The organism is Microbacterium sp. LWH7-1.2 (assembly GCF_038397755.1).
GTDB lineage: Bacteria > Actinomycetota > Actinomycetes > Actinomycetales > Microbacteriaceae > Microbacterium.
Window position 1 is genome coordinate 4,024,969 of sequence record NZ_CP151637.1, and the last position, 15,080, is coordinate 4,040,048.

Here is a 15,080-nt window from a genome sequence, read left to right on the forward strand (position 1 = left end):
AAGCGCTTGCAGTATTGCGAGTCCACTGACGGTCTTCTGCAATCACGTGAAGGTCGGCACCACACCAGCACTCAAGAGAGGCACCCACCAATGAAGGTGAACAAGAGGAGCATCGCGGCTTTCGGCGCGATCGCCGCTGTTTCCGCGCTGACCCTCGTCGGCTGCGCGAGCGGAGGCGACTCGGACTCGGGCGACGAGGGCGAGTCGGCGGGCGAGATCACGGTCTGGGTCGACGCCGACCGTGCCGCCGTCCTGGAGGATGCGGCGAAGGACTTCACCGCTGACACCGGCGTGAAGGTCAAGCTCGTCCAGAAGGAGTTCGGCGAGATCCGCGACCAGTTCGTGCAGCAGGTCCCCACCGGCAAGGGCCCCGACATCGCGGTGGGCGCGCACGACTGGCTGGGCACGCTCGTCACCAACGGCGTCGTCGCACCGGTCGAACTCGGCGACACCGCAGGAGACTACGAGCAGGTCGCCATCGACGCGTGGAGCTACGAGGGCAAGGTCTACGGCGTCCCGTACGCGATCGAGAACATCGGCCTGCTGCGCAACACCGACCTCGCCCCCAAGGCGCCCGCCACCTACGACGACATGATCGCCATGGGCACGGCGGCCGGCACCGAGTACAAGTTCCTCGTGGGCCTCGACCCCGAGGCGGCCGACCCCTACCACCTGTACCCGTTCCAGACGTCGTTCGGCGCTCCGGTCTTCGGCACCTCGGCCGACGGCAGTTACAACCCCGAGGACCTGCAGATCGGCAACGCCGGTGGGCAGGCTTTCGCCACGTGGCTCGCCTCGCAGGGCGCGACCGGCACCGGTGTGCTCAACACCAACATCAACGGTGACCTCGCCCGCGAGAACTTCGTCGCCGGCAAGTCGCCGTTCTACCTCACCGGCCCGTGGAACGTCCCCGCGGCCGAGGAGGCCGGCCTCAACCTCGCCGTCGACCCGATCCCGTCGGCCGGCGGCCAGGCCGCACAGCCGTTCGCGGGCGTTCAGGGCTTCTTCCTGAGCTCCGAGAGCGAGAACTCGCTCGCCGCCACCGAGTTCCTCGTGAACTACATCGGCAGCGAAGAGGTTCAGACGGCGCTCTATGAGGTCGGCGGCCGCACCCCGGCGCTGACCGCGGCCTACGAGGCTGCTGTCGCGAACGACCCGATCACCGCAGGCTTCGGTGCCGTGGGCGCGGACGCGGTGCCGATGCCGAGCATCCCCGAGATGGGCTCGGTGTGGGAGTACTGGGGTGTCACCGAGACGGCCATCATCAACGGCACCGGCGGCTCGCCGGTCGACCTGTGGAACAAGATGGCGTCCGACATCCAGGCCGCGATCCAGTAATCAGGCACGTTCGGGGCGGCGTCCGCGAGGACGCCGCCCCGGCACCGCATTCCCGCAGTTCCGGAAAGAGGAGCCGATGACGACCCCCACCATTGACCGCGACGCCGCGGTCGAGACGCCCCCGAGCAAGAAGTCCAAGCGCGCGGCGCGCCTCGCCGAGCAGGCCGGGGCCGGATGGAAGCTGCTCATCTTCAAGGTCGTCGCCCTCGGCATCATCGACGCCCTCGCCCTGTACGCCGCTCTGGTGCTCTTCCAGACCGACCAGCTGGTCGCCGCGATCGCGGTGCTCGCCGTCACCGGCATCGCCAACTGGGTGTACCTCAGCCGAGGCAATCTCCCCGCCAAATATTTGATCCCCGGGCTGATCTTCCTGCTGATCTTCCAGATCTTCGTCGCCGGGTACACCGCGTACATCGCGTTCACCAACTACGGCACCGGTCACAACAGCACTAAGGAGAGCGCGGTCAACGCGCTCATGCTCTCGGCGCAGGAGCGCGTGCCCGACTCGCCTGCGTACGAGCTCACCGTCGTCGAGCGCCTCGGCGAGTTCTCGTTCCTGGTCACCGACCCCGACGGCGATGTCGAGCTCGGGGGCGTCGAGCGCCCGCTCGAGCCGGTGAACGACGCCGAGATGGACGGCGGCAAGGCCGTCGCGGTCCCCGGCTACAACACCCTCAACTTCTCGCAGATCGTCGCCAACCAGGAGGCCATCGCCGACATGGCGGTGCCGATCAGCGACGACCCGAACGACGGATCGCTCCGCACGCCCGACGGCTCGGTCGCGTACGTCTACCTCTCCAGTCTCGAATACGACGAGGCCGCGGGCACGATGACCGACACCCGGACGGGCACGGTGTACTCCGACATCGGCACCGGCGCGTTCACGGCCCCCGATGGCACCGAGCTCATGCCCGGCTGGCAGATCACGGTCGGCTTCGACAACTTCGTGCGGGCCTTCACCGAGGAGTCCATCCGCGCGCCGTTCTTCTCGGTGCTGCTGTGGACCTTCGTCTTCGCGTTCTTCTCGGTCTTCACGTGCTTCGCGCTCGGGCTCTTCCTCGCGATCGTGTTCAACGACCCGCGCATGAAGTCCAAGAAGTACTACCGACTGCTCATGATCCTTCCGTACGCCTTCCCCGGGTTCCTCTCGGCACTGGTGTGGGCGGGCATGATGAACCAGGAGTTCGGCTTCATCAACGTGGTCCTCCTGGGCGGGGCCGACATCCCCTGGCTCACCAACGAGTGGCTGGCGAAGTTCAGCATCCTGCTCGTGAACCTGTGGCTCGGCTTCCCCTACATGTTCCTCATCTGCACCGGCGCGCTGCAGTCCATCCCCGACGACGTGCAGGAGGCGGCGAAGGTCGACGGCGCGAGCGCCTGGCAGATCTTCCGCAGCATCAAGCTGCCGCTGCTGTTCGTCGCCGTGGCGCCCCTGCTGATCGCGTCGTTCGCGTACAACTTCAATAACTTCACGCTCATCTACATGCTGACCGGTGGCGGGCCGCGTGACGTGACCGCCGACGTGAACGTCGGTGCGACCGACATCCTCATCACGATGGTCTACAAGGTCGCGTTCGTCGGTTCGAAGGCCGACTACGGCCTCGCGAGCGCGTTCTCGATCATCATCTTCCTGCTTGTCGCGACCATCTCGGTGATCGCCTTCCGACGCACCAAGGCCCTCGAGGAGCTGAACTGACATGAGCAACCTCACTCCCCACACCGGCAAGTCGACCCTCGAGGACTTCGGCGACAGCGTCGGCCGTGCCGAGGCGCTCATCGGAGCCCCCGGTGCCATCGACGGATTCGACGCGAAGGAGGGTGCGGGCGTCCGCGGCGAAGGCCCGCTGCCGCGACGGAAGTTCAAGCGCTACTTCCGCGAGACGGGATGGCGGCACATCGTCGGCGTCGTCGTCGCGGCGTTCGCGATATTCCCGCTGCTGTACGTCTTCTCGGCCTCGCTCAACCCCGGCGGCACGCTGCTGACGGCCAACGGCCTGTTCGGCAACGTCAGCCTCGAGAGCTACCTCGCCCTGTTCCAGTCCGAGACGCACCCCTACGGTGCCTGGTTCGTGAACACCCTGGTGATCGGTCTCGTGACCGCCGCCGGCACGGTCATCCTCGGGGCGCTGGCCGCGTACTCCTTCTCGCGCATGCGCTTCACCGGTCGCCGCTTCGGCCTGACGACCCTGCTCGTGGTGCAGATGTTCCCTCAGATGCTCGCGATGGTCGCGATCTTCCTCCTCATGGTGCAGATCAGCGACATCTTCCCGGCCATCGGCCTGAACACCCAGATCGGTCTGATCATGGTGTACCTCGGCGGAGCCCTCGGAGTGAACACGTACCTCATGTACGGGTTCTTCAACACCATCCCGTCGTCCATCGATGAGGCGGCGAAGATCGACGGTGCCGGTCACGCGCGCATCTTCTTCACGATCATCCTGCGCCTGGTGGCACCGATCCTCGCAGTCGTGGGTCTGCTGTCGTTCATCGGCACCTCGAGCGAGTTCGTGCTGGCGAGCATCATCCTCATCGACCCGGAGAAGCAGACCCTCGCCGTCGGCCTGTACAAGTTCATCTCCGACGAGTTCTCCAAGAACTGGAGCCTGTTCGCCGCGGGGGCGGTACTGGCGGCGATCCTGCCGGTGGCGCTGTTCCTGGCGCTGCAGCGCTACATCGTGGGTGGTCTCACCGCGGGCAGCGTGAAGTAGTCGAATCGGCCGGGCGGCACTGAGGGCGCAGCATCCGTCGACCTCCGTGCCATGATCGGAACGGATACAACTGAACAACAACTCAAGGGCTCTGTCATGGCGTCGTCCGTGCAACCACGCCGCACTTCTCTCGCGGTGCAACGCCGCCTGTCCTGTGAAAGGCAACAGCATGACAACCCTGACTCCGCACCACGACGGCTCGTCCCTGTACGTATCGGACCCCGCGCCACAGCTCGGCGACGTCGTCACCGTACGCCTGCGGGTGCCGGTGGGCTACGGTCCGCTCACCGCGGTGCGCACACGCTCGAACCCCGATCACGAGCCGGAGTGGACGGATGCTCGCCTCCTCGGCACCGTGGACGGCTGGGACTGGTGGGAGGCCCCCGTCACGGTGCGCAACCCGCGTCACGGCTACCGCTGGGTGCTGGTGCACGAGGACCGCCGCGTGGAGTGGCTGAACCAGACGGGGCTGCACACGATCGAGACGCTCGACGCCGAGGACTTCGCACTGGTTTCCAGTCCGGCGCCGCCCGCGTGGCTCGCCGAGGCCGTGATGTACCAGGTGTTCCCCGACCGCTTCGCGCGCTCAGCGCAGGCGGACACCCACCCGACACCGGACTGGGCGATCGCCGCGACCTGGGACACCCCGGTCGACCCTCTGATGCCCGGACGCTCGCAGCAGTTCTACGGCGGCGACCTCGACGGGGTTGTCGAGAAGCTCGACCACCTGGTCTCGCTCGGCGTGAACCTCCTCTACCTCACGCCGATCTTCCCGGCGGCGTCCAACCACCGCTACGACGCGGCGAGCTTCGACCGCGTCGACCCGCTGCTGGGCGGCGATGACGCGTACATCAGGTTGATCGAGGCGGCGCATGCGCGCGGCATCCGTGTCATCGGCGATCTCACGAGCAACCACTCAGGCGATCGGCACGAGTGGTTCCAGGCGGCCCTCGGCAACCCCGGTGCGCCGGAAGAGCAGTACTACTACTTCACCGACGAGGCGAACACCGAATACGTGTCATGGCTCGGCACGCCGACGCTGCCGAAGTTCAACTGGGCGTCGCAGGAGCTGCGCGACCGCTTCATCGAGGGCACGGAGTCGGTGGTCGCGAAGTGGCTGAAGCCTCCGTACTCGACCGATGGCTGGCGCATCGACGTCGCCAACATGACCGGCCGCCTGGGCGACGTCGACCTCAACGCCGAGGTGCGTCAGCTGCTGCGCCAGACGATGATCGAAATCAACCCCGACACGATTCTGCTCGGCGAGTCGACGAACGACGCGGCCAGCGACCTGCAGGGGGACGGCTGGCACGGCGCCATGACGTACCCGTCGTTCACACGGCCGCTGTGGGGGTGGCTGTCTGAGCCGACCGGGACGCCGTTCCTGACGGCGGAGGGCGTGGAGCGCAGCGAGCCCTGGTTCTTCGGCCAGCCGATCGGCGGCATACCCCGCTACACCGCACGCCAGTTCGTCGATGCGATGGTGCGCTTCACCGCGGGCATCCCGTGGCGCGTGCGCCTGGCCAACATGCAGCCGCTCGACACCCACGACACCGGCCGGTTCGCCACGAACGCCGGACCGGGCACCGTCCCCGTCGCCGTCGGGCTCATGGTGACGCTGCCGGGCCTACCGGTGGTGTTCGCGGGCGACGAGTTCGGGCTCACCGGCGCCGAGGGCGAAGACAGCCGCACGCCGATCCCGTGGGGCACCGAAACCCACCCCGCCGTAGCCGAGCGCCTGGCCCTCTACCGCGAGCTCATCGCGCTGCGCCAGGCGCATCCGACCCTCTCGACGGGGGGCCTGCGATGGGTGCACGTCGACGACGACACCGTCGTGTTCGCACGCGAGTCGCAGGACGAGACGCTCCTCGTGCTGGCCTCGAAGGGTGACGCGGATGCCGAGATCGCGGCCGGCCAACTGCCCTGGGCGGCGGGGGCCGAGGCCGTGTTCGGCGACGCGACGCTCGCCGTCGCCTCGGACGGCTCGGTGGTGCTGTCGGCGGACGGCCCGGCGTTCGCGGTGTGGCGCCTCGCCGGCGTCCGGGTGCCCGCCCCGCTGCCGGCCACGTCCGAGCAGGCCGACGAGGTCTCCCGCGGCGTCGCCTCCGCGGAGACGATCACGCCCGCCGAGGAGGTGGCGTCGGCGTGACGGCACCCGACCGCTTCGAGGAACTGAGCGCCGGCCTCGCGACCGGCGTCCGGGAGCGTCAGGGGCTCGTGGGGCTCGTGCTCCTCGGCTCCGCTTCCGATGAGGCCCGCCACCGGCGCGACGAATGGTCGGACCACGACTTCTTCGCCGTCACGGCGGCCGGTCGGGGAGCTGAGATCCGTCCAGACCTGTCATGGCTGCCCGACCAGGATCGTCTCGTCCTCACGGCGCGCGAGGGGGAGATCGGCTTCGTCGCGGTCTATGACGACGCCCACGTGTTCGAGTTCGCCTTCTCCGACGCGGCCGAGCTCGCCGAGGCTCGCGCGGGCGACGCCACGGTGCTCGTCGACGACGAGTCCGGAACGACGGCGATGCTGCTCGCCCAGTCGCGGGCGCGGGCGGCCGAGGGTGACCGGTTCGATCCGGCGAACGACGCGCGGCTCGTGCTCGTGAAGCTGCTGATCGGCGTCGGCCGCGTCCGGCGCGGCGAGGTGCTCAACGGCAACGCCTTCATCCGGCATTGGGCCGTCCACTTGCTCGTCCGGGCGATCCGCGGACGCTTCGCCGCAGCATCCACGGCCCTTCGCGACGCGAACGATCCGATGCGGCGGTTCGAGCGGGACTTCCCCGGTTGGGGGGCGCACATCGCGGCGGCGGTGGACCTGCCGATCGAGGAGACCGCATACGAGCTGTATCGGATGACGCGCGAGATCCTCGAGCCCGGCTGGGACGAGTTCCCGTCCCGCGCGGCCGACGTCGTCGCTACCCGGCTCGGCTGGAGCTGACGCACCGGTTTTTGCGGGGACGACGGATGCTGCCGCCCCGCGCGCCGCGAACGCGCGGGGTGGCGGCATCCGTCGTCCTTCGTAGACTGGGCGGGCGAGGAGGTGCCATGCGCCCACTGACCGAAGACGAGTTGCGTTCCGCGTTCGTGAACGCCTCCGCCGACGAGCTGCGTCTCGTCACCCTGCCTCACGACTTCGTGCTCACCGACTGGGATCATCTCGACTTCCTGGCGTGGCGCGACCCGCGCACGCGCGGCCGGGGCTACCTGGTCGCCGAGATCGACGGGGAGCCCGCCGGTATCGTGCTCCGCGGCGCGGAGGGCTCGTCCCACGCGCGCGCGGCGCTCTGCAACCTGTGCCACACGATGCAGCCGGCCGACCAGGTCACCATGTACACGGCGCGCAAGGCCGGTGAGGCCGGCGTGCACGGCGACAGCGTCGGCACGTACATCTGCGCCGATCTGTCGTGCCACGAGAACGTGCGCCTGGCGCCGCCGCTCGCGCCGAACGAGGTGCGCGCGAGCGTCGACATGAAGATCGACGGCACGCGCCGGCGCACCGAGGCCTTCGTCGGCCGCGTGCTCGAGACCGCCGGAGTAAGGCGATGACCGTCGTCGTCGTGGGCGACGCGCTCATCGACGAGCTGCGCGACGACCACGGCGTGCGGGAGTTCGTCGGCGGGGCGGCGCTCAACGTCGCGGTCGGACTCGCGCGGCTCGGCGTGCCGGCCACCCTCGTCGCGATGCTGGGTGACGATGAGCCCGCATCGCGCGTGCGGCGCTACCTCGCCGACTTCGGTGTGGACCTGCTCGCGACCCCGTCGCTTCTGGGCACTGCGCGCGCCGTGAGCACCCGCTCCGGCGCGGGGGAGCCCGTGTACGAGTTCAACGAGGCGTCAGAGCGCCGCCGGATCCGTTTCGGCCAGGCCGAGCGCCAGGCCTTCGCGGACGCCGACCTCGTTGTCGTGAGCTGCTTCGCCTTCGACGACGCCGAGCAGGCCGCCGAGCTGGCGGAAGCGATCGCCGGGGCAGAGGCATCCGTCGCGGTCGACCCCAACCCGCGCACGGGCATGATGCACGACAAGGACGAGTTCGTGCGAGGCTTCGAGGCTCTTGCGGCCGGTGCCGCGCTCGTGAAGGTCGGCGAGGACGACGCCGCGCTGCTGTACGACCAGCGGCTCGACGCCCTGCGCGCCCGCCTGATCGACCTCGGTGCCCGTGCCGTGCTCGCGACCGAGGGCGCCGCGGGCGCCACGATCGAGGCCGGTGACACCGTGGTGACGCGGCCGATCTCGAACCTTCCGGGCCGCATCGTCGACACGATGGGCGCCGGCGACGCCGCCTTCGCCGCCACGATCGCCGCGCTCGTCGCGGGGAGGCCCGACACCGCGGAGGACTGGGACACGGTGCTGGTCTCGGCGATGGACGCAGCCGCCGCGACGTGCCGGTTCGAGGGGGCGCTGCTGCGCACGCCGAGCGCGCTCGAGAGCCTGGATCTCGACCGCATCGGCACGTGAGCACCCTCGATTTCTGACCTCAGGGATCTACGCGTAAGATGGTGGATCGCGCCTCCGGTCGTCTGGAAAAGTCGGACGGGTGCGCACCTGGCGAGTTACCCAAGCGGCCAAAGGGATCTGACTGTAAATCAGCCGTCTTAGACTTCGGGGGTTCGAATCCCTCACTCGCCACCATCAGAAAGCGCCCCGCACCGCGGGGCGCTTCGTGGTTTGCGGCGCTAGCCTGAGGCGATGATCTGGACGGCCACCGGCACCCTCACCGCGGAGGCCGCGACGCGGCATCCCGAGCTCGTCAGCCCGGTCGTCGCCGGCGGGCTCGCGCAGCTCGATCCCGCCGTTGCGGCGACCGTGGGCGTCGCCGCGATCGACCCGTCGCTCGCCGACACGGCAGCGTTCTGCGAGCGGTACGGCGTCGCGCCCGAGGCGTCGGCGAACTGCGTCGTCGTGAAGGGCAAACGTGGCGGCGCTGTGCGGTTCGCCGCGTGCATGGTGCTCGCGACGACCCGCGCCGATGTGAACGGCGTCGTGCGGCGGCGCCTCGACGTGCGCAGCGCCTCGTTCGCGCCGGCGGACGAAGCCGTCGCGCTCACCGGCATGGAGTACGGCGGTATCACCCCGATCGGGCTTCCCGCGGACTGGCCGATCCTCGTCGACGCCGCCGTCGCAGCGACGCCCGAGGTCGTCATCGGCGGGGGAGTGCGCGGCAGCAAGCTCTTCCTTCCGGGCAGCGCCCTGCTCACCCTCCCGGGTGCCGAGCTCGTCGAGGATCTCGGACGCGCCGTGGGCTGAGGCATCCGTTCGAATCCGGTCGGCCACCCGGGCTGCGATCACCTCCCACGCGCCGCGGGTCGGCGTGTCAGGATGGGCGGTGCAGGCACTCCGCCCGCGTCACGAGAGGAACGCCATGACCGCGCCCGACCCGTATGCGACGCCCGCTCCGAGAGGGGAAGCCGGGCGGACGGATGCCTCGCCCTCGCCGTTGCTGCGCGCCGCCATCTGGGTCGCGATCGGCGCCCTCATCGCCGCCGCGCTGGTCTGCGTCGTCTGGGTGCTGATCGGATCGCAGAACGGGCTCATCGGGCGGGCGTTCCTGACGATCCTGCTGCTCGCGGCGTTCGCCGGAGTGGCCATCCTCGACGCGCACCTGGCGCCCCGTCGGCCGGGCTGGTTCGCCCTGGCGAGCATGGCGTCGTGGATCGTCGCGCTCCTCATCGGCGCCATCATGATCTGGATGCCCGACCGCTTCCCGTGGCTGGGGGTTTCGCGGGTCATCCAGTTCCTGCTGATCGTGCTGATCCTGCAGCTCGTGCTGCTGCACGCGCGCCTGTACCTCAGGGCGTTCCAGCGCCACGACACCCCTTTCACCCGCACGGTGGTCGTCATCACCATCGCGCTGGTCGTAGGACTCGCGGCCCTGCTGATCATCCCGCTGGCGTTCTGGGAGTGGCTGTACTTCGCCGACATCTACTGGCGCATCGTCGTCGCGGTCGCGATCCTCGCCGCCGTGGGCACGGCGCTCGTCCCCCTCGTCAACGTGCTGTTCGCGCCCAAGAGGCCTCGTCCGTACGCCGTGCATCACGCCCCTGCCTCGCCGGCGGCGCCGGCCGCCATCGCGCCGGCGGCGCAGGACCTCCTGCCGTGGCCGACGTACGTCGACGCGGTCACGCCGCTCCCGATGCTCCCGGACGGCTCGCCGGACTGGAACGCGTACTACACGGGCTACCCGTCGCCGGGCGCGCACGTGTTCACGCGGGTCGAGCCGGCGCCCGCGGAGCTCGCCGCGCCGACTCCCGAGCCGGCGGCTTCCGAGTGGACGGGTTCCGAGCCGCCGAGGACGCAGCCCGGGTACGAGGGCTACCCGCCGCCTCCGCCGCTGCCGCCGCGTCCCTGAGCGCGGGACGGTCAGCGGGCGAGCAGCTCGAGCGCGGCCATGGCGGCGTTGTGTCCGCCGAGGCCGCTGACCGCGCCGCCGCGGCGCGCGCCCGAGCCGCACAGCAGCACGTCCGGATGCTCCGTCGCGACGCCCCACCGTCGAGCGGGCGTGTCGAGGGGCTCGTCGTCACCCGCCCATGGCCACGAGAGCGGCCCGTGGAAGATGTCGCCGCCGACCATACCGAGCGACTGCTCGAGATCGGCGGTGGTCCGCGCCTCGACGCACGGCGTGCCGTCAGGAGCCTCGTAGACGCAATGGGCGAGGGGCTCGCCCAGCACCGCGTCGAGTGAGCGCTGGGCCGCGTCGAGGAGCGCGGCGCGCGCAGCATCCGTGTCCCGTCCGTCGAGGAGGCGGTGCGGCACCTGCAGGCCGAAGAGCGTCAGGGTCTGCGCACCCGAGGCGCGCAGCTCGGGGCCGAGGATCGTCGGGTCGGTGAGGGAGTGGCAGTAGATCTCGGCCGGGAGGGGATCAGGGATGCCGCCGCCCGCGGCCGCCCGATACGCGTCGTCGAGCTGGGTCATGGTCTCGTTGACGTGGAACGTGCCGGCGAACGCGGCCTCGGGTGCGACGCGGTCGTCGCGAAGACGGGGGAGTCGCTTCAGCAGCATGTTCACCTTCAGCTGCGCGCCCTCGGGCGCGGGGGCGGCGCCGAGCGAGGCACCGGCGCCGCCCGCCGCGAGCAGCCGCGCGAGCACGGCGGGGCCGACGCCGCCCAGCACCAGTCGAGCATGGACGGCACCGCCGTCGGCGAGGGTGATCTCGCCGTCCGGCGTCACGGCGATCACCTCGGTCTCGGTGCGCACCTCGGCGCCCGCCTGGCTCGCGGCGCGCGACAGTTCTGTCGTCACGCGGCCCATGCCGCCGACGGGCACGTCCCAGTGCCCGGTGCCGCCGCCGATCACGTGGTAGAGGAAGCATCGGTTCTGGAGCAGGCTCTCGTCGTCAGCCGAGGCGAACGTGCCGATGAGCCCGTCGGTGAGGGCGATGCCACGGGCGATGTCCGTGTCGAACGACGACCGCAGCACGTCACCCAGGGGACGCTCGAAGAGGTCGGACCAGAGCCGGTCGTCTCCGAGCTCCGTCCGCACCGCTTGTTCGCGAGCAAGCGGCCGCGTCATCGAGGGGAAGAGGAATCGCGCGACCGGTTCGATCCGGTCGGAGAAGTCTGCGAACCGCTGTGCTTCTGCAGGGCTTCCGGTGACGCGGGTGAACGAGTCGGCGGTGGCCGCAGCATCCGCTGTATCGATCAGGATCCCGCGCGACGGGCTCGCCGGATCCGGCGTGTAGGACGAGTAGCGGCGGCGGAGGAGACGGATCTCGAGGCCGAGATCGTCGATGATGCCCTGCGGCAGCAGGCTGACGAGGTAGGAGTACCGCGAGAGCCGTGCGTCGACGCCGGCCCACGGCCGCTCGGACACCGCGGCGCCGCCGACGTGGTCCAGCCGTTCGAGGACGACGACCGAGCGTCCGGCCCGTGCCAGGTACGCGGCGGCGACGAGGGCGTTGTGACCGCCGCCGACGATGGCGACGTCGAAGCGGGAGGGACGGGCGGCAGCGACCATGCGCACCACGCTACCCAGCCGGTCGCCTGTACTCGCGATGTCGGGTGTCGTTCGCGCACCCGGCCCGTGGCGGGGCGTCGCCGCCGGTTCGTTACCGTGGAGGCATGAGCCTCGAGCACGACCTCGAATCCCTTGCCATCGACATCGCCCGCGAAGCCGGGGAGCTCGCGCGGACGCGCCGCGAAGCCGGCGTCGCGATCGCGGCGACCAAGACCGCCCTCGCCGACATCGTGACGGAGGCCGACCGCGAGGTCGAGGCGCTGATCCGCGCCCGACTGACGGCGGCCCGGCCCGACGACGGGTTCCTCGGCGAGGAGACCGGCGGAGCTCAGGGTGAGAGCGGCGTGACGTGGGTCGTCGACCCGATCGACGGCACCGTCAACTACGCGTACGGCATCCCGTCCTACGCGGTCAGCATCGCGGCCGTGCAGGGCGAGCCGACCCCCGGCGAGTGGGAGGCGCTGGCGGGCGTCGTCTACACCCCGGTGCTCGGCGAGATCTTCCACGCCGCCCGCGGGGAGGGCGCGTGGCTGGGCGTGAACCGGCTCGCCGTCAACCCCGAGGTCGGCGGTGCCGGCGCGCTCCTCGCGACCGGCTTCGGCTACGACCCGGCGACGCGACCCGGCGACATCGAGCTCATCGGCCGCGTCATGCCCGCGGTGCCCGCGCGCGACCTGCGCCGGGGCGGATCGGCGGCGAGCGACCTCGCGTACGTCGCGGCCGGGCGCCTCGACGGCTACTTCGAGCGCGGGCTCGCCCCGTGGGACCTCGCGGCGGGGTCCCTGCTCGTGACCGAGGCGGGTGGCCGGTTCGGCCGCGCGGAGCCCGACGGCGGTCCGCGCGCACCTCTCGTCGTGGCCGCCACTCCGGCTATCTTCGACCGCCTGGCGGAGGCGGCGGGGCTCGCGTGATGACGCCGTTCTCATCGAATCCTCACGAAACGCGCGTGGTGAAATCCAAGCCGTACATGGCATTCCCAGGGCGCCCGGGGTAGGGTTTACCCGATCGTTACCTTCGCCACCCGAACGGCGGAGGGGTCCTTTGCCCGAAGACCGCCTTGTCGCGAACACCCCCCTCGCGGCACGACCTGAGAGCCCGCTTCCGCTTTGCCTTTCGACGCCCCCCAGGCCGGATCTGCGCCCACGCGCCGCTCCAGCCGACCCTCCGCAGCGCCTGCTCAGGCGACGCCGGAGGCTCTCGGGGCAGGCCGTGCGACCGCACGGCGGCAGGCTGCGAGCATCGCTCCCGAGCGTCCCGCGGTCGTGTGGGGTCGTCCGGGCGATTCCAAGCGGACGGATGCTGCCGCCACCCCCGCGGCGAAGCCCGAGGCGACGACGTACCCGACTTCGGCCCCTGAAGCTCCGGCATCGCAGGCGGCCGCTCCGGCTGCCGTGGCTCCTGCGCCGGCGGCGGCGCCCGTTGCGCCGGTGGCCCCCGCCCCGTCGTCGGTCGAGCTCCCGGCCGGGGCCGGCCCGGTCGTCGAGCCCGCCGCGCCCCGCGCCCGCGCCCGTTCCTCGGCGACTGCCGCGTCCTCGGCCGCGCCCGGTGTCGAGCGGGTGAGCCGCCGCTCCCGCCGCACGCAGACAGGTGAGCTGCCCGTCGCGGTCGCGCCGTCGATCGCCCCCGTCGCCCCGGCCCAGCCGGAGCGACCGGCTGCGGCCTTCGAGGCCGAGCTGCCGACCCGCGAAGAGCCGGCGCCGCTGCTCGAGACCGTGCTCGCTCCCGCGGAGCCGTTCGAGCTCCTCGAGCCCGTCGCGGTCGCCGAGTCGCCCGCCTCCACCACTCCCGTCCCCGCCGCCGCTGCGAGTGCGTCGCCCGCCGAGGGAGCCTCCACGTGGATGGCCGACACCTTCGCGAGGCTCCTCGCCGCGGAGGCCGCCGCGACCGTCGCGACGACCGTCCCCGCCGTCGAGGCCGCCGCGCCGCAGCCGACCGCCGCGCCCGTGGAGTCACCGGCGTCGGCCCCGGAGCAGGTCGGGCCGCAGACGACGTCCGCGCCCAGGGCCGCAACACCGTCACAGACCGCCACCACCGCGCAGCCGACGGCGACCGCGGGGTCCGCTGCCGCCTCCGGGGCCTCGCAGCCTTCCGAGGCGCGCGCGTCGCTCCCGCGCACGGAGCGCCCTCGCACGGAGCGGATCGAGCCTCTGACCGGCCCGATCCCCGCGCCCGCAGCATCCGGAGTCGACGAGTTCGAAGCCGCATCCCGCCTGTTCGCCTTCACCGGCGAGACCCCCGTCCAGCAGCCCGCGCCCGAAGCGGAGACGCAGGCAGAGGCTGCGCCGCACGCGGCGCCTCGCCGTGCGCAGACCCGCCGTGGATCCGCCTTCAAGCGCGTCGCCACCGCGTCGTTCTCCGTGGGCGTCTTCGGCATCGTCGGCCTCATGGCCGTCGGCATGACGACTCCGGCCGAGGCGGTCGCGGCCGTCAACGGAACGGATGCCTCGCTCTCGGTGCTCGCGGTGGGCGATGACGCCGCCCCCGTCATCGATGAGGCAGAGATCCAGGCGTATGTCGCGCCAGGCGACGCGCAGAGCGACACGCTGCAGCGCACCGAGAACTACTCGACCACGACGACGGCTCAGCTCGCGTCGGAGGCCGGCATCCGCAACTTCTCGAACCTGTTCCACAACAACCCGAATTCGAACATCCAGTGGCCCTTCGCGGTCGGCGTGACGATGTCGTACGGGTTCGGAATGCGCTCCGGACGCATGCATGAGGGAATCGACTTCACGCCCGGCAACGGCGCACCGGTGCAGGCGATCGCCGACGGCACCGTCCGCGTCGCCTCCGAGGCCGGCGGCGCCTACGGCGTGCACGTCATCATCGACCACATCGTCGACGGGCAGATGGTCTCGAGCCACTACGCGCACATGCAGTACGGCTCGCTGCAGGTCAGCGCCGGTCAGCACGTCACCGTCGGCACCGTCATCGGCCGCACCGGCAACACGGGCCGTTCGTACGGCGCCCACACGCACTTCGAGATCCTGAAGAACGGCACCACCGCCATCGACCCGTGGCCGTGGCTCGAGGAGCACACCGACGGGACCCACACGGTGGGTTGAGTGGTTCGGAAGGATGCCGCCGCT

General features: G+C 70.8%; 12 protein-coding genes and 1 tRNA gene. 12 read left to right on the forward strand and 1 reads right to left on the reverse strand.

Annotated features, from left to right (window positions below; translation table 11 throughout):
- Positions 1 to 90 precede the first annotated feature (90 nt).
- The 10 genes from MRBLWH7_RS18645 to MRBLWH7_RS18690 all read left to right on the forward strand — a co-directional run bounded on the left by MRBLWH7_RS18645 (position 91) and on the right by MRBLWH7_RS18690 (position 10,387).
- Entirely contained in the window at positions 91 to 1,338 is a 1,248-nt protein-coding gene (locus MRBLWH7_RS18645; protein ID WP_341997227.1) for a maltose ABC transporter substrate-binding protein, read from the forward strand.
- 76 nt (positions 1,339 to 1,414) lie between these two features.
- The gene (locus MRBLWH7_RS18650; protein WP_341997229.1) at positions 1,415 to 3,034 is read left to right on the forward strand and encodes an ABC transporter permease subunit; all 1,620 of its coding nucleotides are present in this window, start codon (positions 1,415 to 1,417) and stop codon (positions 3,032 to 3,034) included.
- Position 3,035: 1 nt separating this feature from the next.
- Positions 3,036 to 4,046, forward strand: a complete 1,011-nt coding sequence (locus tag MRBLWH7_RS18655) for a sugar ABC transporter permease (RefSeq protein ID WP_341997231.1) — start codon at positions 3,036 to 3,038, stop codon at positions 4,044 to 4,046.
- A gap of 169 nt (positions 4,047 to 4,215) precedes the next feature.
- Positions 4,216 to 6,195, forward strand: coding sequence for a glycoside hydrolase family 13 protein (locus MRBLWH7_RS18660; protein ID WP_341997233.1), 1,980 nt, complete (start codon positions 4,216 to 4,218; stop codon positions 6,193 to 6,195).
- Positions 6,192 to 6,980, forward strand: a complete 789-nt coding sequence (locus tag MRBLWH7_RS18665; RefSeq protein ID WP_341997235.1) for a hypothetical protein — start codon at positions 6,192 to 6,194, stop codon at positions 6,978 to 6,980. The genes MRBLWH7_RS18660 and MRBLWH7_RS18665 overlap by 4 nt, the downstream gene beginning before the upstream one ends.
- Before the next feature lie 107 nt (positions 6,981 to 7,087).
- Positions 7,088 to 7,588 carry an FBP domain-containing protein gene (locus MRBLWH7_RS18670; protein ID WP_341997237.1) on the forward strand — a complete coding sequence of 167 codons (501 nt, stop codon included), beginning with the start codon at positions 7,088 to 7,090 and terminating at the stop codon, positions 7,586 to 7,588.
- Positions 7,585 to 8,496 carry a PfkB family carbohydrate kinase gene (locus tag MRBLWH7_RS18675; RefSeq protein ID WP_341997239.1) on the forward strand — a complete coding sequence of 304 codons (912 nt, stop codon included), beginning with the start codon at positions 7,585 to 7,587 and terminating at the stop codon, positions 8,494 to 8,496. The genes MRBLWH7_RS18670 and MRBLWH7_RS18675 overlap by 4 nt, the downstream gene beginning before the upstream one ends.
- Before the next feature lie 89 nt (positions 8,497 to 8,585).
- Positions 8,586 to 8,670 (forward strand) — tRNA-Tyr (locus tag MRBLWH7_RS18680).
- 57 nt (positions 8,671 to 8,727) lie between these two features.
- Complete coding sequence (locus tag MRBLWH7_RS18685) at positions 8,728 to 9,285, forward strand: YbaK/EbsC family protein (RefSeq protein ID WP_341997241.1); 558 nt, start codon at positions 8,728 to 8,730, stop codon at positions 9,283 to 9,285.
- A gap of 115 nt (positions 9,286 to 9,400) precedes the next feature.
- The gene (locus MRBLWH7_RS18690; protein WP_341997243.1) at positions 9,401 to 10,387 is read left to right on the forward strand and encodes a hypothetical protein; all 987 of its coding nucleotides are present in this window, start codon (positions 9,401 to 9,403) and stop codon (positions 10,385 to 10,387) included.
- Between the two features lie 11 nt (positions 10,388 to 10,398).
- On the opposite strand, the gene MRBLWH7_RS18695 is transcribed toward MRBLWH7_RS18690, so the two are convergent.
- A complete protein-coding gene (locus MRBLWH7_RS18695; RefSeq protein ID WP_341997245.1) occupies positions 10,399 to 11,991 on the reverse strand; it encodes an NAD(P)/FAD-dependent oxidoreductase in 1,593 nt (530 codons plus the stop codon).
- A 104-nt stretch (positions 11,992 to 12,095) separates the two neighbouring features.
- Between MRBLWH7_RS18695 and MRBLWH7_RS18700 the strand changes: the two genes are divergently transcribed.
- Complete coding sequence (locus MRBLWH7_RS18700; RefSeq protein ID WP_341997246.1) at positions 12,096 to 12,902, forward strand: inositol monophosphatase family protein; 807 nt, start codon at positions 12,096 to 12,098, stop codon at positions 12,900 to 12,902.
- 351 nt (positions 12,903 to 13,253) lie between these two features.
- Positions 13,254 to 15,056, forward strand: a complete 1,803-nt coding sequence (locus tag MRBLWH7_RS18705; protein ID WP_341997247.1) for a M23 family metallopeptidase — start codon at positions 13,254 to 13,256, stop codon at positions 15,054 to 15,056.
- Positions 15,057 to 15,080: the final 24 nt, after the last annotated feature.

Bases quoted from the DNA above. Each gene is read 5' to 3' on its own strand.
- MRBLWH7_RS18645 (WP_341997227.1), top strand. From the start codon at position 91: ATGAAGGTGAACAAGAGGAGCATCGCGGCTTTCGGCGCGATCGCCGCT.
- MRBLWH7_RS18650 (WP_341997229.1), top strand. From the start codon at position 1,415: ATGACGACCCCCACCATTGACCGCGACGCCGCGGTCGAGACGCCCCCG.
- MRBLWH7_RS18655 (WP_341997231.1), top strand. From the start codon at position 3,036: ATGAGCAACCTCACTCCCCACACCGGCAAGTCGACCCTCGAGGACTTC.
- MRBLWH7_RS18660 (WP_341997233.1), top strand. From the start codon at position 4,216: ATGACAACCCTGACTCCGCACCACGACGGCTCGTCCCTGTACGTATCG.
- MRBLWH7_RS18670 (WP_341997237.1), top strand. From the start codon at position 7,088: ATGCGCCCACTGACCGAAGACGAGTTGCGTTCCGCGTTCGTGAACGCC.
- MRBLWH7_RS18675 (WP_341997239.1), top strand. From the start codon at position 7,585: ATGACCGTCGTCGTCGTGGGCGACGCGCTCATCGACGAGCTGCGCGAC.
- MRBLWH7_RS18685 (WP_341997241.1), top strand. From the start codon at position 8,728: ATGATCTGGACGGCCACCGGCACCCTCACCGCGGAGGCCGCGACGCGG.
- MRBLWH7_RS18690 (WP_341997243.1), top strand. From the start codon at position 9,401: ATGACCGCGCCCGACCCGTATGCGACGCCCGCTCCGAGAGGGGAAGCC.
- MRBLWH7_RS18695 (WP_341997245.1), bottom strand. From the start codon at position 11,991: ATGGTCGCTGCCGCCCGTCCCTCCCGCTTCGACGTCGCCATCGTCGGC.
- MRBLWH7_RS18700 (WP_341997246.1), top strand. From the start codon at position 12,096: ATGAGCCTCGAGCACGACCTCGAATCCCTTGCCATCGACATCGCCCGC.